Origin of the sequence: Nonlabens sp., from assembly GCF_965657255.1 — a bacterium.
Classification (GTDB): Bacteria; Bacteroidota; Bacteroidia; order Flavobacteriales; family Flavobacteriaceae; genus Nonlabens.
This window is the reverse complement of sequence record NZ_CBFHNM010000007.1, coordinates 70,822-92,660: the sequence shown is the minus strand read 5'-3', so window position 1 is coordinate 92,660 and position 21,839 is coordinate 70,822. Positions and strand designations below refer to the sequence as shown.

General features: G+C 35.6%; 16 protein-coding genes and 1 tRNA gene. 7 read left to right on the top strand and 10 right to left on the bottom strand.

Translation table 11 applies throughout. The features are described from left to right. Positions 1–39 precede the first annotated feature (39 nt). The 10 genes from ACTF54_RS09490 to gldJ form a co-directional block, all read right to left on the bottom strand. A complete protein-coding gene (locus ACTF54_RS09490; RefSeq protein ID WP_438969222.1) occupies positions 40–2,142 on the bottom strand; it encodes a peptidylprolyl isomerase in 2,103 nt (700 codons plus the stop codon). 205 nt (positions 2,143–2,347) lie between these two features. Next, the gene (locus ACTF54_RS09485) at positions 2,348–3,619 is read right to left on the bottom strand and encodes a hemolysin family protein (RefSeq protein WP_347196895.1); all 1,272 of its coding nucleotides are present in this window, start codon (positions 3,617–3,619) and stop codon (positions 2,348–2,350) included. A gap of 2 nt (positions 3,620–3,621) precedes the next feature. Next, positions 3,622–3,813: an LPXTG cell wall anchor domain-containing protein gene (locus ACTF54_RS09480; RefSeq protein WP_347202044.1), complete on the bottom strand. Its 192-nt coding sequence runs from the start codon at positions 3,811–3,813 to the stop codon at positions 3,622–3,624. Continuing rightward, positions 3,810–4,403: an LPS export ABC transporter periplasmic protein LptC gene (gene lptC, locus ACTF54_RS09475; RefSeq protein WP_347196893.1), complete on the bottom strand. Its 594-nt coding sequence runs from the start codon at positions 4,401–4,403 to the stop codon at positions 3,810–3,812. The genes ACTF54_RS09480 and lptC overlap by 4 nt, the downstream gene beginning before the upstream one ends. Beyond that, positions 4,403–5,767 (bottom strand): tetratricopeptide repeat protein, encoded by a 1,365-nt coding sequence (locus ACTF54_RS09470; RefSeq protein WP_347196892.1) that lies wholly within the window; start codon positions 5,765–5,767, stop codon positions 4,403–4,405. Before ACTF54_RS09470 ends, lptC begins: the two co-directional genes overlap by 1 nt. A gap of 20 nt (positions 5,768–5,787) precedes the next feature. Further along, the gene (locus tag ACTF54_RS09465) at positions 5,788–7,053 is read right to left on the bottom strand and encodes a hypothetical protein (protein ID WP_347196891.1); all 1,266 of its coding nucleotides are present in this window, start codon (positions 7,051–7,053) and stop codon (positions 5,788–5,790) included. Then, positions 7,050–7,784, bottom strand: a complete 735-nt coding sequence (locus ACTF54_RS09460; RefSeq protein WP_347196890.1) for a type III pantothenate kinase — start codon at positions 7,782–7,784, stop codon at positions 7,050–7,052. Before ACTF54_RS09460 ends, ACTF54_RS09465 begins: the two co-directional genes overlap by 4 nt. A gap of 77 nt (positions 7,785–7,861) precedes the next feature. Further along, a tRNA-Phe gene (locus ACTF54_RS09455) sits at positions 7,862–7,934 on the bottom strand. 78 nt (positions 7,935–8,012) lie between these two features. Then, the gene (locus tag ACTF54_RS09450; protein WP_347196889.1) at positions 8,013–9,278 is read right to left on the bottom strand and encodes a UDP-N-acetylmuramoyl-tripeptide--D-alanyl-D-alanine ligase; all 1,266 of its coding nucleotides are present in this window, start codon (positions 9,276–9,278) and stop codon (positions 8,013–8,015) included. A gap of 74 nt (positions 9,279–9,352) precedes the next feature. Then, the gene (gldJ, locus tag ACTF54_RS09445) at positions 9,353–11,041 is read right to left on the bottom strand and encodes a gliding motility lipoprotein GldJ (protein ID WP_347196888.1); all 1,689 of its coding nucleotides are present in this window, start codon (positions 11,039–11,041) and stop codon (positions 9,353–9,355) included. A gap of 197 nt (positions 11,042–11,238) precedes the next feature. On the opposite strand from gldJ, the gene porU reads away from it, so the two are divergent. From porU to ACTF54_RS09410, 7 genes are all read left to right on the top strand, one after another. Beyond that, a complete protein-coding gene (porU, locus tag ACTF54_RS09440) occupies positions 11,239–15,084 on the top strand; it encodes a type IX secretion system sortase PorU (protein ID WP_347196887.1) in 3,846 nt (1,281 codons plus the stop codon). Between the two features lie 43 nt (positions 15,085–15,127). Further along, entirely contained in the window at positions 15,128–16,282 is a 1,155-nt protein-coding gene (gene porV, locus ACTF54_RS09435; RefSeq protein ID WP_347196886.1) for a type IX secretion system outer membrane channel protein PorV, read from the top strand. A gap of 3 nt (positions 16,283–16,285) precedes the next feature. Next, positions 16,286–16,768, top strand: coding sequence for a cytidine deaminase (cdd, locus tag ACTF54_RS09430; protein ID WP_438969263.1), 483 nt, complete (start codon positions 16,286–16,288; stop codon positions 16,766–16,768). A 153-nt stretch (positions 16,769–16,921) separates the two neighbouring features. Further along, positions 16,922–17,920, top strand: coding sequence for a pyruvate dehydrogenase (acetyl-transferring) E1 component subunit alpha (gene pdhA, locus ACTF54_RS09425; protein WP_347196885.1), 999 nt, complete (start codon positions 16,922–16,924; stop codon positions 17,918–17,920). A gap of 3 nt (positions 17,921–17,923) precedes the next feature. After that, complete coding sequence (locus tag ACTF54_RS09420) at positions 17,924–19,573, top strand: pyruvate dehydrogenase complex dihydrolipoamide acetyltransferase (protein ID WP_347196884.1); 1,650 nt, start codon at positions 17,924–17,926, stop codon at positions 19,571–19,573. Positions 19,574–19,706: 133 nt separating this feature from the next. Further along, positions 19,707–20,717 (top strand): M20/M25/M40 family metallo-hydrolase, encoded by a 1,011-nt coding sequence (locus tag ACTF54_RS09415; RefSeq protein WP_438969221.1) that lies wholly within the window; start codon positions 19,707–19,709, stop codon positions 20,715–20,717. Beyond that, complete coding sequence (locus ACTF54_RS09410) at positions 20,710–21,393, top strand: SDR family NAD(P)-dependent oxidoreductase (RefSeq protein WP_347196882.1); 684 nt, start codon at positions 20,710–20,712, stop codon at positions 21,391–21,393. Before ACTF54_RS09415 ends, ACTF54_RS09410 begins: the two co-directional genes overlap by 8 nt. The last annotated feature ends 446 nt before the right edge of the window (positions 21,394–21,839 follow it).

Here is a 21,839-nt window from a genome sequence, read left to right as displayed (position 1 = left end):
AAAGAGCGGCGTTTTAGATATCTGTACGAACTAATATTCTTAGTAGAAAACAGCTCTATTATCTTCAATCTCAACTGATTTTTTCAAAGCTTCAACTAACTTAGTTGTAGATTGATTTGCAGCTTGTGTAGAAATGCTATTTGCGTTAGAAGCATAATTTTGTAAGTCTGGAGCAGTTTCAATACTGGTCACCTTAATTACAAATACGCCGCTCTCACCAGCGATAGGTTTTGAAGTGACTCCTTGCGCAAGGCCAAAAGCGGTTCCTACTACAACAGGCTCTTCACCTGCACCTGGAATGGTTGGGTTCTTGCGATTGATGGTTGCAGCATTTTTAGTAGTTTGCCCTTGATTTTTTGCAATTTCAGCTAGATTTGTGGATTTGATTTTTTCCATGATCAATTTTGCTTTCTTCTCTTTTCTTAGGATAGGAGTAACTTTTGCACTCGCCTCTTCACTAGACATGTTTCCAGCCTCACTCTTTTTATTAAGTTTTACAATCACATATCCTTGTGAAGTTTCAAAACGCTCAATATCTCCTACAGAACGATCTTCTTCAAACGCCCACTTTACAATACTTCTATTTTGTCCAATAGTAGGTAAAGTTTCGTCTAGTGGCTTTAAGTTGTTCACAGGAGTAACCGTTACACCATTTTCTTTTGCTAGTGCTACAAAATCGCCAGTTTTAACGGCTTTTTGAAATTTCACTGTTTTGGTATATAGATCTTTTCCAGTTTGTTTTGAAGCAACGATTCTTTTTGCAACAGTTGCTAGTTTAATAGCATCTGTAGGTGCAGCGGTGTCATCTATTCTAATAATGTGGTATCCAAAATTAGATTCTGTAATTCCTACAGTTCCTTTATCATTTGCATACAAGAACTTAGTAAATCCAGCAGCATAGTTTCTAGCGTTACCAGAATATATAACCCAACCGATGTCCTGACCATTTGCTACTTCTTTGTTTTCTTTAAAGTATTCAAATTTAGAATCAAAAGTTCCTTTATTCTGACCTATGATGTTAAAGATACTATCTGCAGTTTTCTTTGCAGCTTCTTTATTTCTTGTAATTGATGGGTCAGCTCTTTCAGCGCCAGCATATGCGATTAAAATATGTCTGTTTTGAACACTATCATTGATCACTTTTCTATCTTCTACCAGTGATAGTTTCATGTATTCACCATCTACATATGGTCCAAAAGTATTTCCTTTATCTACATTAGTTACTCCTTTTGCAGCGGCTGGTAGATTAGAAACCATAACATAACGATTGTCATAAGGTAAATCACTGTTTTGTGCCACATAAGCACCAAGGTCTTTAGCGTCTGTTATAGCAGGAATAGTATAATCTTTATTAGTATTAAGATTACGTTGCGTTTGTGAAGTAAGAAGTTTGTTCAAATCTGCTTTAAGAGCATCTTTGTCTGTTTGTGACGCTTTGTCTTCAAAGAGAGTAAACTCAATATTACGTTGTGCTTCTACCTTAAATTGTTCTTTGTGCTTACTCACATAAGCATCAATTTCTGATTTGGTTATTTCTATGTCACCATCTGGAATAGTAGTATAAGGTACAGTCACATATGAAAAAGAGCGATTGTCATTTTCCATTCTGTATTCCATTTCACCATCAGCATTTGTTGCTGTTAGTCCAGATTTTAAAAGGTTAAAAAACAACTCCTGTTTTGCTATAGATGCTGTACCTTGTACATAATCGTTCCACACGTCTGGATTGATACTTTTTACAAATGTGGCAAATTGTGCTTCAGAAAAAGATCCATCTTCATTTTGAAACTGTGGATTGCTCTTGTAGTTTGCTTTAACTTGATCAGCAACTTTTGAATCGGTAACTTGTATTCCAGCTGCTTCAATTTGTTGTGCTAGTACTGCGTTTCTAACCTCTTGATCCCATACTGATTTTACAGCCTGAACTTGAGAGAAATTAGCACCTCTGTTTTGAGAAGCATTTTCTACTTTTCTTGCAAAACTTTCACGATTAATTTCTGTATCGCCTACATATCCTACAGCATCAGCTTGTTTCTGTCCATCTGATGTAAGGACACCTTGAATAATAAATGCAAATAATGCTAGTGCAATTACTAAAATCAGAATAACTCCTTGATTTCTAATTTTACCTAATATCGCCATTGTTGTTGATTTAATTTTTTAATGAGGGCGAAAATAGTGTTTTCCGCCTAATAAATAAAGCGTGAGACACCTTTAAAACCATGTTTTTAGCATAAAAAGGAATAGGGTAGTGAAGATGATGCGTTTTCCGCTTTCGCGAAAGCGGAATCACTACAAGCTTTATACATGACCTATCGTTATTTGAGTATAATGAAGAGATGAAAAACTACTCTGGCTCTCCTAAAGTAAGGTGTACTAGATCTATCTTATTATCAGATTTTTCTAAGATTTTATAGATGTTGCCATTGATGACCACAATGTCTCCTTCTTCTGGTATGCCAGCGGTTTCATTAACAATAAGTCCACCTAAGGTTTCATATTGATCACTTTCTGGAAGGTCTAGTTTGTAATTTTCATTGATTTGATCTACCTCTAGGCGTGCACTTAACCTAAACTCTGTCTGGCTTATTTGTTGGTCAATTAAAGAGTCAGAATCATGCTCATCTTCTATCTCTCCAAAAAGTTCTTCGATAATATCTTCTACAGTAATTAAGCCGCTGGTCCCACCATATTCATCCAGCACAATGGCGATACTTTTATGCCTTTTAATTAATAGGCTTAAAACATCTTTGGCCAGCATCGTTTCTGGCACATTGATTACGTTACGTTTAACTTTTTCAATGCTTTCTGGAGATTTGAATAGGTCAAAACTATGAACATAGCCAGTAATGTCGTCAATAGTATCTTCATGAATGAGAATTTTTGAAAGTCCAGTAGAAACAAACTTTTTATTGAGCTCTTTAACATCTGTATCTTGATGCACAGCGATCATTTCTGTTCTAGGTACCATTACTTCTCTAGCTTTCAGACCACCAAAGTCTAGTGCGTTTTGAAAAATCTGAATTTCCGTATCTAGATCTTCTTGAATCTGGACACTTTCCATTTGTTCGGTAATGTAATTTCCTAACTCTAGTTTTGAAAAGGTAAGCTGCAGTGCATCACCATCTGATTTAAAAAAAGTTTTTAGTATAAAATCAGATATTTGAATACAAAACCAGGATACCGGCCAGAATAGTAAATAGAAAACATAAGCTGGCAAAGTAAAGAACTTCAACAATTCATTAGAATAGATTTGAAAAAATACTTTAGGTAAAAACTCAGCCGTTAACAATATAATGAGCGTTGTTAGAACTGTTTGAGTAAGTAAGTTGTTTAACGCATCTGCATATTGTGGATATGCGTTTACTAGGTAACCGCTCATTAATGATTCCATGGCAAAACCATAAACGACTAATGAGATACTATTACCTATAAGCATGGTAATAATAAACTTAGATGGTTTTACGGTTAAATTGCGCAAGACACGACCTATAAAGTTGTTTTGACGCTTTTCAAGCTCAATATGGATCTTGTTAGAAGATACATAAGCGATTTCCATTCCTGAGAAGAAAGCGCTCGAGACTAGCATCAAGATAATAATAAGTATCTGTAGGAGCATTTTTATTTATTGCGTTCTTCAAATCTACGACGAAAACGTCGCTTAAAGAAGAACATAAAAATTGCAACTATTGCCATACCAAAAAGCAGGTAGGCTTGATTAGGGTTGTTGCCTAATTCATAAAATCCTGTAATGATGAAAATCACGGCAAAAATTATATAGGCGTATTCGAAGTATTTAAAAAATTTACTCATTGTTTTGATTTTGGTATAAAGGTATCATTAGGCTCTCTTGCTTGATAAATAGAGAAGTCTTCATTTGCGTCTAAAATGGATGCAGATGTACGACCTAATTCTTGGTTTGTTTTTGAATCTTTTATTAAAATTTCAAAAGGTGGCTCGTTAGTAAAAATCCACTTTGCTGTCTGATCCCAGTACAATTGAGACCCTTTAAATGTAATGCTATCACTGGTAACAATATTTACATTTCCTTTTAAATCGACTAAGTTAGTTAGGTCGTAAAGAGTACCAGAGTCTGCGGTAATGCTTGTGATCTGTGTAGAGTCATTTTTATATTCATAGACTTGCACTTTAATACCGTCAGGAAACTGTGTGTAAGGAAACTGATCGTTAGAAAAGTCTAACATGGTTTTACCTTGTAAAGTCAGTTGAAGCTTTCCACTATCGGTATGTTTCAATAGCATTTTATCTACTTCGCCCACAGGTTCGTTAGATGCTATTTCCATTTTTTGAATGGCTTTAAGGTTATCATCACATGACGCAAAAAAACAGATCACGGCAAAAGCCGTGATCGTGATTTTTAATATGTGAAAATGATTTCTCATTAGAAATTTGGTATTCTTACAGATTCTCCTACCCAGCAATTAAAAGTTATCGTCTGGCCAGAATTATAATCTTGATTAGAGAAAATGTCTCTCTTGCTAGGTGCGGCACCATTGTAACTAGCTACATATTTAGCAGCTGTTCTTTTTAAGGAAGGATCTACTCTTCCAGCCTTTTCTGCATATCGAGCAGCTACCCAATAAACAGCTCTTTTTTCTAAAGGATTTGCTCCACAACTTCCAGTACTATTGGCAACCATATCAGCTATCTTTAAGTATGGTTGTCCAAAAGATGGTTTCAACTCTGTGGCATCTAGATAAGCTCTTCTTGCACTACCGAATTGTCCTTGAGACTTATAAATATTACCTTTCTTGTAGTAGATAGAGGCTTTGTCATCGTTATCAATACCTAATTCAATTGCTTGATCCCAGTATTGAAACTTCTCTTTTGTTGTAGTAGCAATGTTACCTAATCCCAAAGCTGTTTTAGCACTTGGATTGATTGCGTGTAATGCCTTTACAGATTTGATATAAAGCGGTGCGTCTGTACAGTCTTTCTTTTGTAACCTTACTAGTACATTACTTAACCATTCTTTATTAGTCTTGTTCGTTTCAAATTCTGCATCATACAAAGGGATTAACTTATCACAATCTGCAAGTTCTCCTAAAGTACCGTTCACACTTCCCATGACAATACCATAGTTTTTTAGGTTTGCTTCTTGGTATCCTATATTTTTCTCTTCCTTTTCAGTAAGATCTGTAGTTTCTTGCTTAGTTAATAAATCAGCTACTACTTTAGATCTTTCATCTTGAAGAGATTCAATATGACCAGTTAATTTATCATAGATATTGAAAAGTCTTTGTAGATCAAGTTTGTTACTTTTATATTGCTTCTCTGCAAGTGAGAAGTAAGTCATCATACCATTAGGATCAGTAAAATTTTCTTGATCTGTGTTAAATAGGTTATCTAACATATTAAATTGCTCATCTGTAGAACCTACTTTATACTTGCGCATAGTTCTAGCAATCTCAATTTTCTTTCTTGTAACATCTACCTTTTCTGGGTAGTTAGAAACTTGAGTGTTCAGCATCTTTAATAGACCAGTTACATTATCTTTTTCAACACCTACTTTTTTCTTTAATCTATTTTCATAGATCTGCTCACCGTATTGATATATGGCTAGACTTGCGTCAGGACATTTCTCAATAAGAGGATTTAATTGCTTGTAAGCCGCATCATAGTTTTTTGCTTTTGCGTCTTCTGCAAATAAGCTTAACATATTCCCACATTCTGGTGATACTTGCGCTTTCGCGAAAGCAAAACTAAACAAGGTCAAAGCTATTAATATTGTGTTTTTAAGTCTCATAATAATGGTTTGTATTGTTCTTAATTGTATTTTCTTTTAATAAACCAGATATCGTTCAGTGATAAACCAATAGAAAAATTAACAAATCTCTCTTTTATAAGTCCAGCGTCTTGAGTACCTCGCTGGCCAAATTCTACACCGATATTAGCGTTTGAAAAGCCGTTACCACGTCCAATCGGTAATCCTAACCCAAAAGATATGCCAAACTCATTTATGTCTGATGAATTGACGCCGTTGCCACTTAATTCTAGTCCCAATTCTTCATAACGGATACCACCTCGGTATACAACTCTATCCCAATAACTAGTAATACTGTTATAATTTGGGATGTAGAATCCGCCAGCTCTGAAAGAATCTGCATCTTTAAACACAGTACCTTGTGGGGCAAAAGATCTGGAGGTAATGGCGCTTGTTCCTCTTGTAGAATATTCTACGCCTATATTCCATTCAAGTGGTTTACCGATAGTTACTCCTAAGGTTAGCTCTGAAGGTAGTTTCAGGTCTTCCTCGCTTAATTCTGATTCTCTTTGGTTAACTGTTGTTTCGGTTAAGTTTGCACCTAATATGAAATTTGAAAACGTACGTTCATTTTTTGCATTTATATTACTTTCTGGACTATAGACAGCACTTGCTTGTAATTCTAGTTGGTCACTAATCATTTTTTGATAATGAAGGCCGAAATTAAAGGAGGCGCCGCTAAAGTCTGTTTCATTATTCTCGTTAGTTCCAAATTGTACGTCACCAACCGCAACACTTGAAGAGTTTGTTTCTTCTCCAAAGTTGTACCTGAATTCACCACCTATACTCAATTCTGGGGTGATTTTATAACCTAAACCAAAGTAAGCTCTACTAATACTACCTTCTCCAGTGTATCGAGAATACAATGTCTCTGTTACATTTCCAATTTCATAACCTACTGAATTGAAAGGTACAAGACCAAAACCAAAGGCGGATTTTTTGCCGACTGGAATTCCAATACTTACATATTCAATGGTAGTAGCGTCATAAGAATCATTTTCGGTATCTGTAGTTGCCCAAGTTTTAGAGTGGACTGCTCCTAAGGAATATGTAGTTACCCTAAGGTTTCCATATGCAGCTGGATTCCTTAAGTTGATATGAACACTATCTACGTAGGTAAGCATACTACCCATACTGCGATTTTCAATAGTACCTTTAAATGTTTGTTGTCCTAATCCAAAGAAGGAGTAAGGTGATGAAGTGCGCGATTGAGCAAAACTATTTATACTGGTAAAAAGTACTATAGCGATTATTAGACTTCTGATCATAGATTTTTATTAAATAAGAATAAATAATAGATGCCGTGAAGCATCAAAAAAGGCGTGGCAAAGAAACGGTTTTTAAGTTGTTTTATCAATAGCTCACTATCACCTCCTGTTATAAATACTTCTAAATCCTTATTGGATTTAGTATACTGTTTGATCGCAGCTTTTACTTCTAAAGCCAAACCATTCATAACACCACTGTGAATCGATGTTTTAGTGGTGTTTCCAACTAATTCTTCAGTGTACTCAGGATGTAATAACGGTAAGTTTGCTGTAAAATTATGAAGAGATTCATAACGTAATCTCAAACCTGGTGATATGGCGCCACCATAGTAATTTCTGTCTTCATCGATGAAGTCATATGTCACGCAAGTACCAGTGTCAATAACTAATATGGGTTTGTTTTTTTTAGATAAAGATAGTGCTCCTGCTACAAGCGCTATACGGTCGTTACCTAATGTTAAGCTTTGATAAAGATTGTTAAACGGTAACTTAATGGTGTTGTTAACTTCAAAAACAGTTTCAAACTTCAATTTAAGGTATTGTAGTAATTCTTTTGGAAAAATACCTACGTTACAGATTGCTGTCTCGTGTATGTCTTTAAAGTTATCAAGTAGGTTACTTAAATCAGTAGTGAATTCTTTAACATTAGAGCGAATAACTTTATAAATATTCTTGTGATCCATAACCGCTATCTTTATGGTAGTGTTTCCTATGTCTATTGCTATAATCATACAATCTATTTCACTATGGTTTTGTAAATAAAAACTATTTTAAAAGCAAAAAGCCCGATCCTAAGATCGGGCTTTTGTGGTACCTCCAGGAATCGAACCAGGGACACAAGGATTTTCAGTCCTTTGCTCTACCAACTGAGCTAAGGTACCTTTTGCTCGCAAGCGGTTGCAAATTTACATAATTATTGATATGTTGAAAGCTTTTTTTAATTTTTTTTTTAAAGTTTTTTATTTCCTGAAGCCTTTCTGTTCTAAAATACTTTCTAAACCTATACCTCTTGAACCTTTAAGTAATATAGTCTGCTCTTTATCAGTGTTCAAGGTAAATGATTCATTAAAGCATTCTTTATTTTTATATTGTTTTGAGCGTTGAACTTTCGTTTTGCAAAAATTTTCTCCAATCAATATCACTTCGTTGATCATTAGTTTTTCTGCAAAAGTTGCTATTTTTTGATGTTCTTCTTCTGCATATTTTCCTAACTCAAACATATCTCCTAAGATTGCTAATTTATATGGGGCTTCTTGAATCTCTAGGTTTTCAAGAGCTACTTTCATGCTGCTGGGATTTGCATTATAAGCGTCAAGTATAATCTTGGTTTTTCCATTCTTTATTATTTGTGATCTATTATTGCTAGGTATGTAATTACTCAATCCTTTAACTATGTCTGCTTTATCGATATCCATTAATACGCCTACGGTGTAAGCAAAAAGTGCATTATGGTAATTGTATGTTCCAGTAAGGTTTGTTTTTATCAACTCACCGTCTGTGATAAATGTTAAGTATGGAGTTTCTGAATATACGGATGTATTTTCTGGAGTAAGGACTTGTTTAATTCCTAATGAGCGTACGATTTGTTCAGGATCCCATCTGCCAATAATCACGGTCCTTTTGTTTTGTTTAAGATATGTATACAATTCACTTTTACTAGTTTTAACGCCTTCAATACTTCCAAAACCTTCTAAATGAGCTTTTCCATAATTGGTTATTAGTCCAAAATTAGGCTGCGCGATGTCGCAAAGAGCTTCAATTTCTTTTGGGTGGTTTGCGCCCATTTCAATGATTCCAACATGTAAACTGTTGTCAAATGATAACAATGTAAGAGGGACGCCTATGTGATTGTTTAAATTGCCTTTAGTGCCTTTTACTCGCAGTTTAGTAGATAATACAGAAAGAATCAACTCTTTTGTAGTTGTCTTTCCGTTACTTCCTGTCAGGGCAATTATAGGTATATTTATGTAGTTTCTATGAAAAGTAGCGAGTTGTTGAAGGCATAACAATACATCTTCTACTACAGTTGCTTTAGAATTGTTTTTCCATTTTATATTGCTTGTAACAACGTGCATGGCTCCATTTTCTAGTGCCTTTTCAACGTAAAGATTGCCATCAAAATTTTCACCAGTAAGAGCAAAGAATAAATTTCCTTTAACGATTTTTCTCGTATCTGTGTTAACGCCAGTGGAATCTAGAAATATATTGTGCAGTTTTGGGATCATTCTATTTAAATAAAGGATATAAAAAAAACCCTTAAATTAAGGGCTTTTTGATTATTATGAAAGTAGTCGTTTTATTAATTACGAGATCTCTTAGTTTTCTTTGCTTTTGATCCTACTCTTGACATTGCGCAACGGAAACCTAAATCATCTTTTGCCATGTCTTGTGGATATGATCTTCTAGCTGCAGGATCTAGCCAATAAGCTCTATCTCTCCATGACCCTCCTTTTATAACTCTTACCTCATTGTTGATTAAAGAAGTTCTGCTAGATTCTTTGTCATATTGACGATCTAAGTTTCCTAAAGAGTCAATACTTACACTGTGATTAGGAGAGTTATACATGCTATTATTTTTGTCACTAAGACGTTCTGGCTTATCAAAATATTTTGTTGATTGAGAATCACCATCACGGAAATCACGGTTATCACTCCTGTCAAAGTTAGTTCTTAAATAAGTCTCGTTGTCATCTATGGACTCTTGTTGTATTTCACCTGGTAAAGCTCGTGCAATTAGTTTACCATTGCTTAAAGTGTCGTAAGGAATAGAGTCTGCACTTACTACAGCAATCATTCCATCAGCACCAATTTTGTTTCTTGTGTACACGTTACCTCTGTAGTAATTAAAGTCATTGAATTCATCATCTACCATTGGTCTGTACACATCAGCAACCCATTCAGAAACATTACCTGCCATTTCATAAACTCCAAAATCGTTAGGCTCATAAAATTTTACAGGAGCAGTAATATCAGCGCCATCATCACTCCATCCAGCTATACCACCGTAATCTCCATCACCTTGCTTAAAGTTAGCCATATGATCTCCTCTACTTTTACGTTTCCCGCTTCTTGTATATTGTCCATCCCATGGGTATTTTTTTCTACCACGATAAGCATTATACTCGCGTAAACTTCCTAAACCTAATGCTGCATATTCCCATTCTGCTTCTGTTGGTAATCTGTAACCTGGTAAGATAATACCATCTTTTCGGGTAACATAAAGTCCTTTTGCTTCTCCAGTTCCATCGCCGGCTTTAGCTGCTTTAGCTGCTTTTTTCTTTTCTAACGACTGAGATCTTTTACCACCTTTAGTTTTTTCTTCATCACCACCATAGGTTAAAGTAGGTGCGTTTAAATACGTTTCTGTATTAAATGTGGATCCTGCCTCTTGATTTGTTATGGCGTCTTTTGAAGTGTAGCCTTGTTGGTTAAGAATAAGTTCGTTTACACGTTCTGTTCTCCAGTTTGCGTATTCTACAGATTGAATCCATGTAACACCTACTACTGGGTAATTTTGATAAGCTGGATGACGTAGGTAATTTTTAGTCATTTCTTCATTGTAGCCCAATCGGTTTCTCCATACTAAAGTATCAGGAACAGCTCCGTTATAGATGTTACGATACTCTTCATCTTCTGGTGGGAATACTGCCTTTATAAATTCTAACATTTCAAGGTACATTCCATTAGTAACTTCAGTTTCATCCATATAAAAGGATTGAACATGCTGTTGATTAGGAGTGTTGTTCCAATCGTGCATAGGATCATCCTTGACACGACCCATAGTGAAGGTTCCTCCTTCTATAAATACAAGTCCTGGACCAGTAGCTTGTTCTTTATATTTAGTATTCAATTCAAAACCGTTTTTACCGGTAACGTCCCATCCAGTTCCCCTAGATGTAGATGTGTAATCGTTTCCACCACCACAACTCACTATCGCTATTCCAGCGAAGAGTGCAAAGACTGCTTTTACTACAAAGTACTTCTTCATTTTAAGAATTTGTTTTGAAAAATGAGTCGCAATATAATTATTTCAATTTAATACGAAAGCATAAATTTACATTATTCGCGTTACATTTGGCGTTCAAGTTTATTAAACGGTTTGAAATAACGTTTATTACTCATTTTCATAATATTTTGTGAAATTTTATCGCATACTAATTTTTGATAATCACCGTTAATCAATTGATGAAGCATTTTTTTTATATAATTACCTTCTTTCTTAGTATTACCACGCTTGCACAGAGCGGTAGTGAGTTAGTTGAATGGCAATCGTTTAAATCTTTTGATATAGGGAATCAGCAACTTAAAATTCCTTTTTTTAATCAAAATCATGAGTTTTCAGATGGGAAATTATTTTGGATAAAAAGTTTTGAGATAAAACAAAAAGCAGATGAGTTTTCATTAAGTATTTCAAATTTAAGAACTCAAAATGTTAGTTCAGCAGATTTAGGGCAGTTAGATAAATCAAAAATCCCTAGTGAGTTTCAATATTCTTTAAGAAATGCGCTTTCGCGAAAGCGTAATTATGCTCAAATAAGTATCTCACCTATTTATAAACAGGGAAATCAATATAAAAAGGTGATCTCTTTTGATTACAAGTACGAGTTAGCTGGTCCAAACTTTAGAGCTAAGAATGCTGTTTTTGGTAATTCTATTTTAGCTTCTGGAAACTGGTACCGGTTTAAAGTGGATAAAACTGGGGTGAATAGAATTAGTCGCTCATTTCTTTCAGGTCTAGGTATTGATGTGAATTCTATAGACCCTACGAGGATTAAGATTTATGGTCATGGAGGAAAGTCTCTTCCTGCGGTGAATAGTGATGACCAATTTTATGATTCTCCTGAAATTGCTATCACTGTAACTGGAGAAAGTGACGGAAGATTTGATGGTAATGATGAAATACTTTTTTATGGTGTCGCAACTGATTCTGATTATGTTGTAGAAAATGATAGTTTTATTAATCCTTATACAGATGATGCATACTATTACATAACGGTGGATGGTGCCATAGGAAAGCGTATTTTACCACTTATACAACCTAGTGGTGTTCCAGCAGTTACTTATGATTACTTTTATGCTAAAAAGCATTATGAAGTGGATGAAAGAAATATTGCATCCATAGGTCGTTTATGGTATGGCGAGCGATTTGATTTTGAGTCAGAACAGTCTTTTGAATTTGAATTTAATAATGTCTTAAATACTTTGCCTGCAACAGTCAGAATAGCCACAGGTGCAGTCGCAGATAACCCTACCTCAATGTCTATTTCTATAAATGGAAATGCGTTAGGTAATTCTTCTTATGGCGGTCTAGCAGGTCAAAATATTGATGCTGCAAGAAGGGCAGTACTGTTAAACACAAATACTAATATTTCTACTAATGACGTTACTGTTACGCTTACGTATGATAACTCTGGTAATCCTGGTGCGTCAGGATATTTAGATTACATCAGTCTGGAAGTGCCTCAATCTTTAACAGGTGTTGGACAGCAATTTCGATTAAGCGTGCCTGCGGCGGCTGGTCAGACTGGGGTTGTTCAATATCAGTTTAGTAATGCTACTGATATAAATGAAGTTTGGGATATTACTGATCCTTATAATGTGCGTAAGGTTTCTAATTTAGGTCAAGATGCAAATTTTTCTTTTGTAGATAATGGTGGACAAATAAAAGAATATCTCGCTATTGATACTTCTGATTATTTTAACGTTGTTTCTATAAGCAATAATCGCGTTGAAAATCAAAATCTTAAGGGAACCATATTTGACGATCGGTCTGGTGTTTTTAGAGATATTGACTATTTAATTGTCACACCAGCTTTCCTTGAGTCAGAGGCGCAGCGATTAGCAAATTATCACATTACAGAGAATAATTTGAATACCAAAGTGGTAACCTTACAAGAAATTTATAATGAATTTTCTGAGGGAAGACAGGATATAAGTGCGATTAGGAATTTTGTTAGATATATTTATGATAACGCATCTTCACCTGCAAATAGGATACAATATTTAAACTTATTCGGTGACACTAGTTATGACTATAAGGATAGGATTAGAGTTAGGGATAATATTGTGCCTACATATTTATCGCGTAACAGTGAATCTTTGACAACATCTTATTGTACAGATGATTTCTTTGTGTTTATGGACAATGGAGAAGGAACTGTTTCCCGAACTGATTTGATGGATCTAGCAGTAGGTCGAATGATTGTCAGTGATCTGCAAGAAGCTCGAGAAATGGTTGACAAGGTGATAAGTTATACTGCGGAGCCGGCGTTTAATAAATGGAGAAATAACATTACATTAATAGGAGACGATGTAGATATTTTAAGCGACAAGATTTTACAAGAAAATGTAAATGATCTAGGAGATGAGATTTTTGCTAATCGTCCAGATTATAACATAAATAAAATTTTATTAGATAGTTACCAGCAATTTAGTACCGCTGGAGGCCCTAAATATCCTGACGCAGTTAATGATATAAGAGACGCTTTTGAACAAGGTTCTTTAGTGATTAATTACTTTGGTCATGGTAATGAAGATGGTCTTGCTAGGGAATTTGTAATCACACAGTCTCTAGTTCAAAACTTGCGCAATCCTAATACTTTACCTTTATTTATTACGGTGACTTGTGAGTTTACTCGATATGATAATCCATTAAGGGTTAGCGGTGGAGAGTTGACGTATTTGAATCCGCAAGGAGGCGCTATTTCTACAGTAGCAACTAATAGGTTGATCTTTGTAAATGTTGGGTCCAGTTTTAATAATATTATTGATCAATATTTATTTGGTTACGATAATATAGAGCCTATTTCTATGGCTGAAGCATTGCGTCTCTCTAAAATTGATCCGCAATTTCAAGGAAGGGAAACAAGAAGGGTGATTGCTTTTATTGGAGATCCTGCTTTAAAATTAGCTTTTCCAGTTCCTAAAGTAGAGCTTACAACAGTAAATGGTAATCCCATTGCTACAAATACAGACGTCCTAAGAGCTCTTGATCGCGTGCGTTTAGGAGGAGAAGTCCAGACTTTTTCTGGGGTTCGTATACCTGATTATAACGGGAACTTGTTTGTTACTGTTTATGATAAAAATGTCAATCGACAAACATTAGCAAATGATGGTACTAGAGATACATCTGTTACAGGAGATCCAATTGTTATATTACCTTTTAATCAATTAGGAGAGGCATTGTTTAGAGGTCAGGCAACAATAGTTAATGGCGAGTTTGAGTTTGAATTTGTCATGCCACGAGACACGCAAATACCCATAGGTAATGGTCGCGTTTCTTTTTATGCAAAAAGAGATAATATTCCTGAAGATCAAAATGGTTTTTCTCAAGATATAAGAATGGGCGGTATTAATCGTAATGCGCCATCAGATGATGTAGGTCCAGAAGTAGAATTATTCATGAATGATACTAATTTTGTTTCTGGAGGTATTACAGATAGTGATCCATTTTTACTTGCCTTTCTAAATGATGAGAATGGTATCAACACTTCTAGCGGGATAGGTCATGATATTACAGGGATTCTTGACGGTGATGAGACTAATCCTTTTATACTTAATGACTATTATGAAGCAAATGAAGATGATTTTACAAGTGGAAAAGTGTTTTTTCCTTTAAGAGATATCGAACCTGGATTGCATACTCTTAAAATAACCGCTTGGGATACTTATAACAATAGTGCGATGAATGAAATTCAATTTGTCGTTTCAGAATCAGACGGTGTAGAACTTACTAGAGTATTAAACTATCCTAATCCTTTCACTAGTTATACAGAGTTTTGGTTCAATCATAACAGACCTTTTGAGCCATTAGATGTTCAAGTACAGGTTATGACCGTTAGTGGTAAAGTGGTCTGGAGTAAGAATCATAATCTTACCACCACTGGTTTCACTTCTCGAGAAATCACTTGGGATGGAAGAGACGATTTTGGTCAGAGATTAGGAAAAGGAGTTTATATTTATAAGATTACGGTAAAATCGACGTTAACTAATAAATCGTCTAGCAAGATTGAAAAGCTAGTTATTTTATAATAATATTGATTAACATATATTTGCGATTCCATAAAATTTATCAATGAAGAAGATTTTCTTACTTTTTGCCATAGTGATATTTGCTATACCTAGTATAAACAATGCACAGGATAACGATACTCGAGTAATAACAACAGCATTACCATTTTTAAGAATTGCGGGAGACGCAAGAGCTGCTGGGATGGGAGATATGGGCGTTGCAACAAGTCCTGATGCATGGTCACAGCAATGGAACCCAGCTAAATATGCATTCAGTTCAAGACAACATAAATTTGGTGTGGCCTACACGCCTTATTTAGGTAACCTAGTAGATGATATTGCTATAGCCCAATTAGTTTACTCAAATAGAATTAATGAGCAAAGTGCTTTTGCAGGAAGTTTGAGATACTTTTCTTTAGGTTCTATTACTTTACGCCAGGACGCAGCAGATCCAGGTAGGGAAGAGAACCCAAATGAATTTGTGTTAGACGGAACTTATTCACTTAAATTAAGTGAACAATTTGCTATGGCAGTTACAGGACGTTTCTTAAGATCTGATCTACGTATTCAAGGTGTTGATAATGACGCTAGCGCAGCAAATAGTTTTGCGGTAGATGTTTCTGGTTATTATCAATCTGAAGAAAACGCTTATGATAATTTCAATGGCCGTTGGAGAGCTGGTTTCAATATAAGTAATATTGGACCTAAAATAACTTATGACGCAGGTGGGCAGGAAAACTTTATTCCTACTAATTTAGCACTAGGTGGTGGCTTTGATTTTATTCTAAATGATGGCTTCAGCAAAATAGGAGTAACTGCCGAGGTTAATAAGTTGCTAGTTCCTACACCACCTTTGAGAGATGATACTACTGGTGAGATATTAGAAGGTGAAGATAACGATGTTACCTTTATCTCTGGAATATTTCAATCCTTTGGAGATGCTCCGGGAGGATTTAGTGAAGAGTTGAGAGAGTTTACATGGGCTCTAGGCGCAGAGTATACTTATAACGACGCGTTTGCATTTCGTTTAGGCTATTTTAACGAAGCAGATGATAAAGGAGCAAGACAGTTTCTGTCATTAGGAACTGGATTTGAGTTTTCTCAGATCGCTATTGATCTTTCTTATTTATTCTCTACTAGTAGAGTTAATAGTCCTCTTGAAGGAACATTAAGATTTGGTTTGACTTTCAACTTCGGTGACGAATACACAGAATATTAGATCATTAAAAAGCTAGAATTACACACAACCCTAGAGGTTTACGATACTATTGAAGAGCTTGCTGCGCAAGACTTTTCTTTAATGCAGCTTGCCATAGAGGCACGTCATAGAGCCTATGCGCCTTATTCAAATTTTACCGTAGGTTGTGCATTATTGCTTGCAAACGGTGAAATCATTACAGGTAATAATCAAGAAAATGCGGCTTATCCTTCTGGGCTTTGTGCAGAACGTGTTGCTATTTTTGCAGCTGGTTCTCAATATCCAGGTGTTGCGGTTTTGAAACTAGCTATTACCGCAAGTCCCAAAGATAATTCGTTTCATAAACCTGTCCCGCCATGTGGTGCTTGTAGGCAGTCTATTGCAGAGTATGAGAATAATCAGGAAAATGATATTGAACTCTTTTTTATGGGTGCAGCAGGTAAGGTTTTAAAATCTGATTCATTGAGCGATTTACTGCCGTTGGTGTTCGATAAAAACTATCTATAACGATTGCGTACATTTTTAACCCATTAATAGGTTTTTCTTTATCCTTTTTTCATCTATTTTTGTTCTTCGTTTTACTCTTAAGCTGGAATTTGATCTTTATCTTTGATCTTTTATTTCGCTTTCGCGAAAGCGAACTACTTAACAAGCAATTACATGAAAAAAGTCACTAAAGACGTCTTACTCAACTGGTACGAGGAAATGCTTTTCTGGAGAAAGTTTGAGGACAAACTGGCCCAAGTTTATATACAGCAAAAAGTACGTGGATTCTTGCACTTGTACAACGGTCAGGAAGCAATTCTTGCAGGTGCATTGCATGCAATGGATCTTACTAAAGATAAAATGATTACCGCATACCGTAATCATGTGCAGCCTATAGGAATGGGAGTAGATCCTAAAAGAGTAATGGCAGAGCTTTATGGAAAAGCAACCGGTACATCTCAAGGATTAGGTGGATCCATGCACATCTTTTCTAAAGAGCACCGTTTTTATGGTGGTCATGGTATTGTTGGAGGGCAGATTCCTCTAGGTGCTGGTATTGCCTTTGGTGATAAATATCACAACATTGATGCAGTCACTCTTACATTTTTTGGAGATGGTGCAGCACGTCAAGGTTCTTTGCATGAAGCTTTTAACCTAGCGATGTTATGGAATCTTCCAGTAGTGTTTTGTGTAGAAAACAATGGTTACGCAATGGGAACTAGTGTGGCTCGCACAGCAAATCATACCGATATATGGAAATTAGGTTTGGGTTATGAAATGCCTTGCGGACCTGTAGATGCTATGGATCCAGAAAAAGTTGCAGAAGCTATGCACGAGGCTATTGAAAGAGCTCGTTCTGGTGGTGGACCAACTTTTCTTGAGTTAAAAACATATAGATATCGAGGACACTCAATGAGTGATGCTCAAAAGTATAGAACAAAGGATGAAGTTGCCGAATACCAGAAAATCGATCCTATTACTCAAATAAAAGATCGATTAATAAATGATTACAGTGTTTCTGAAGACCATTTTAAACAAGTTGCAAAAAGTGTAAAATCACGTGTTGCAGAATGTGAGAAATTTGCAGAAGATTCTCCATTCCCAGAAAAAAATGTCATGTACGATTCGGTATATGAACAAGAAGATTATCCATTTTTACCAGCAAAATCATAAATTATGGCAGAGGTAATTAACATGCCGCGGTTAAGCGACACCATGGAAGAAGGTGTAGTTGCTGCGTGGTTGAAACAAATAGGAGATAAAGTTGAAGAAGGAGATATTCTTGCTGAAATCGAAACGGATAAGGCAACGATGGAATTTGAGTCTTTTCAAAACGGAACTCTCTTGCATATAGGTGTGCAAGAAGGAGAAACTGCTCCTGTAGATCAGCTCTTATGTATAATTGGTGAAGAAGGAGAAGATATTACTGCACTATTAGATGGTTCAGGATCTTCTGAAAGTAATGAAGAATCAGGAAAAAAAGATTCAAATGATTCACAAGCTTCTAGTGATTCAAACAAGGATGTAAAAGAAGAAGTTTCTAGTTCTTCAGATCTTCCAGATGGTGTTGTGATTGTGAACATGCCACGCCTGAGTGATACCATGGAAGAAGGGACAGTTGCTTCCTGGTTGAAGAAAGAAGGTGATGAGGTAGAAGAAGGAGACATCCTTGCAGAAATAGAAACGGACAAAGCAACCATGGAATTTGAATCATTCAATTCTGGTACGTTGCTTAAAATAGGAATTCAAGAAGGAGAAACGGCAAAAGTAGATTCGTTATTAGCCATTATAGGTCCTGCTGGAACTGATATCTCTGGAATCGATATGGGCGCTACAGCTCCAAAGAAAGAAGAGAAAAAAGAACAGCCTCAAAAAGAGGAGAAGAAAGAAGAGTCAAAGAAAGATGCTCCAAAAGCGGAAACTACAAGTCTGGCAAATGGAAGTACTTCAAGTTCAAGTTCGAACGGAGGAAGGATTTTTGCATCTCCATTAGCAAAAAAGATGGCTGAAGAAAAAGGCATTGATTTAGGTCAAGTTTCTGGATCTGGTGAAAATGGCCGTATTGTAAAAAGCGATATTGAAAACTTTACACCTAGTGTATCTGGAGCGTCAACAGCTCCAAGTTCTTTTGTTGCAGTGGGAACAGAGACTTTTGAAGAAGTTCCTAATTCTCAAATGAGAAAAACTATTGCAAAACGTCTGGGTGAATCAAAGTTTACAGCACCGCATTATTATTTAGGTTTGGACCTAGATATGGATAATGCCATTGCTAGTAGAAAAGCGATCAACGAATTGCCCGATACTAAGATCAGTTTTAATGATATGGTAATTAAAGCGGCGGCAATGGCGCTGAGAAAGCACCCTAAAGTTAATACACAGTGGACGGATAAGAATACTATTATTGCAAAACATATTCATGTAGGTGTTGCTGTTGCAGTAGATGATGGACTTTTAGTTCCAGTATTACCATTTGCAGACCAAATGAGTATGCAACAAATAGGTGCTAAGGTAAAAGAACTTGCAGGAAAGGCACGTAATAAAAAATTACAGCCTGATGAGATGCAAGGAAGTACCTTTACCATTTCTAATTTAGGAATGTTCGGTATCACAGAATTTACTTCTATCATTAACCAGCCTAATAGTGCTATTATGTCTGTTGGTGCTATTGTTCAAAAGCCAGTAGTTAAAGACGGACAGATCGTTGTTGGTAACGTGATGAAAATCACATTAGCTTGTGATCATAGAACAGTAGATGGAGCGACAGGGGCAGCGTTTTTACAAACTTTTAAAGCTTACATAGAGAACCCAATCGTAATGTACGTGTAGTGTCATCAATACTATATTTAAAAAACCACATCAATAGATGTGGTTTTTTTATTTTAAAATTAAAAGCTTCTTTTCTCAAAGAGTAAATGCTCCTAATCAAAATCATTATCTTTACTATTTTTAAATAACCAACATGAAAAAAATAATTTTAACTTTATTTATTGCATCCATTCTAGTTGCTTGTGGCTCTCAAAACAAGCAAATGAAAACCATGGATAAAGCCATCTCAAATGTAAATAAGAATACAGAAATAAGAATGCCTAAGGCTAGTGCTGTTCAAATTGCGCTAGATGTGCAATATCTTGCAAGCGATGACCTGGAGGGACGTGATACAGGATCTGAAGGCATAGAAAAAGCTGCAGTTTATATTTCAGAAAGATTTGAGGAAATGGGAATAAAACCTTACAAAGGTTCATATATGGATCATTTTACCGTTCAAGATAAAGAGGCGTTTAATGTTGTCGGTGTGATTCCTGGATCAGATAAAGATCTTATTGATGAAGTAATAGTTATCGGTGCGCATTATGACCACATAGGTTTTCAACAAGCAATCGCTGGAGATAGCATTGCAAATGGTGCAAATGATAATGCCACTGGTACAGCGTCTGTTTTAGCGATAGCAAATAATTTTAAAAAACTAGATTTCAATAGAAGAACTGTTGTTTTTGCTTTATTCTCTGCAGAAGAAAAAGGATTGCTTGGATCAAAGCATCTGGCAAAGCGTATGAAAAAAGAAGGGATGAACGTAGTGGCGATGCTTAATTTTGAAATGACTGGGACACCTATGGTAGATCATCCATACATCGCTTATCTTACTGGACATGATACTTCTAATATGGCAGCTGTTTTTAACAAAGAAAATAATGATAGAATCGTGACAGGAAAGTTAGATCAAGCTGCAAAGTTTAATCTTTTCAAAAGATCTGATAATTATCCTTTCTTTGAAGAGTTTAATGTGCCATCTCAAACTTTTAGCACCTTTGATTTTACCAACTTTGATCATTATCATAAAGTAGGTGATGAAACCTCGCAGGTAAACACAACTCATATGGCACAAGTTGTAGATGCAGTGATGCCAGGTATTTTTAAAGTAGTTAACGGAGATAGATTAAAATTAACGCCACAACCTACCATTGATGAGTAAAAGGATAGTTATTACAGGAACCAGTCGTGGTATCGGATTTGAACTAGCTCAATTGTTTTCTAATGCTGGACATGAAGTTATTGCGCTTTCGCGAAATATAAATTCTATTCAAGCACTTGATCAAACTTCTATTCACTCGATCGCAACAGACCTAAGTGCGCAGCATAGTATAAAGGAAACAGCCAACGCTGTCCTAGAAAAATGGGATCGCATCGACGTTCTTATCCACAACGCTGGAATGTTAGTAAATAAACCGTTTGAAGAACTCACTCCAGAAGATTTTCAGAGATGTTATGCCGTTAATGTTTTTGGAGTAGCTGCATTAACTCAAGCTTTATTGCCAGCAATGAATGAGCATTCCCATGTAGTAGCAATAAGTTCTATGGGTGGTATTCAAGGAAGTGCAAAATTTCCTGGATTAGCAGCGTATTCCAGCGCAAAAGGAGCTGTAATTACCTTATTTGAACTCCTTGCAGAAGAATATAAAGAAAATGGACCATCATTTAATACTCTTGCATTAGGAGCTGTACAAACCGAGATGCTAGAAGAAGCCTTTCCAGGTTATCAAGCACCATTAACAGCGCTAGAAATGGCAGACTATATCATGAATTTTGCCTTAACGGGAAATAAGTTTTATAATGGGAAAGTTTTACAAGTAAGTGCGAGTACGCCGTAAGAATATAGATTAATGAACTAGCATTTATAAAACAATATGGTAAAGTGAAAGTTGATCAGGAATACCTTTCCTAAAGTTTGAACTTCAAATTGAACTCATTTATTAGAAATAAATAGCTTTACTTAGCAAACTTCATATTGATATATGCTACCAAATTATGTCTAAGACTAATTTACATGATACAATTTCATTGCAATTATCTCCGCATAAAATGACAAGTAGACTTCCAGGAGAAATAATGGAAGGATGGTGGTATGTTTTTCCAGCTTTAATCATATTTATTATAGTCTACTCATTTTATGCAAAATGTAAAATGAAAAAGATTAAAAGAGAAGACGATTCAACGCGTAATAAGCATTGACTGTAGAGACTAACGACTATGTTTGCTTTAATAAAAATAATAAACAGCAATTAAAGTAGAGTGCAGGCTAGCATGAAATGTCCTT

Excerpts from the sequence above, each read along its gene's own strand:
- ACTF54_RS09490 (WP_438969222.1), bottom strand. The coding sequence starts at position 2,142 with ATGGCGATATTAGGTAAAATTAGAAATCAAGGAGTTATTCTGATTTTA.
- ACTF54_RS09485 (WP_347196895.1), bottom strand. The coding sequence starts at position 3,619 with ATGCTCCTACAGATACTTATTATTATCTTGATGCTAGTCTCGAGCGCT.
- ACTF54_RS09480 (WP_347202044.1), bottom strand. The coding sequence starts at position 3,813 with ATGAGTAAATTTTTTAAATACTTCGAATACGCCTATATAATTTTTGCC.
- lptC (WP_347196893.1), bottom strand. The coding sequence starts at position 4,403 with ATGAGAAATCATTTTCACATATTAAAAATCACGATCACGGCTTTTGCC.
- ACTF54_RS09470 (WP_347196892.1), bottom strand. The coding sequence starts at position 5,767 with ATGAGACTTAAAAACACAATATTAATAGCTTTGACCTTGTTTAGTTTT.
- ACTF54_RS09465 (WP_347196891.1), bottom strand. The coding sequence starts at position 7,053 with ATGATCAGAAGTCTAATAATCGCTATAGTACTTTTTACCAGTATAAAT.
- ACTF54_RS09460 (WP_347196890.1), bottom strand. The coding sequence starts at position 7,784 with ATGATTATAGCAATAGACATAGGAAACACTACCATAAAGATAGCGGTT.
- ACTF54_RS09450 (WP_347196889.1), bottom strand. The coding sequence starts at position 9,278 with ATGATCCCAAAACTGCACAATATATTTCTAGATTCCACTGGCGTTAAC.
- gldJ (WP_347196888.1), bottom strand. The coding sequence starts at position 11,041 with ATGAAGAAGTACTTTGTAGTAAAAGCAGTCTTTGCACTCTTCGCTGGA.
- porU (WP_347196887.1), top strand. The coding sequence starts at position 11,239 with ATGAAGCATTTTTTTTATATAATTACCTTCTTTCTTAGTATTACCACG.
- porV (WP_347196886.1), top strand. The coding sequence starts at position 15,128 with ATGAAGAAGATTTTCTTACTTTTTGCCATAGTGATATTTGCTATACCT.
- pdhA (WP_347196885.1), top strand. The coding sequence starts at position 16,922 with ATGAAAAAAGTCACTAAAGACGTCTTACTCAACTGGTACGAGGAAATG.
- ACTF54_RS09420 (WP_347196884.1), top strand. The coding sequence starts at position 17,924 with ATGGCAGAGGTAATTAACATGCCGCGGTTAAGCGACACCATGGAAGAA.
- ACTF54_RS09415 (WP_438969221.1), top strand. The coding sequence starts at position 19,707 with ATGAAAAAAATAATTTTAACTTTATTTATTGCATCCATTCTAGTTGCT.
- ACTF54_RS09410 (WP_347196882.1), top strand. The coding sequence starts at position 20,710 with ATGAGTAAAAGGATAGTTATTACAGGAACCAGTCGTGGTATCGGATTT.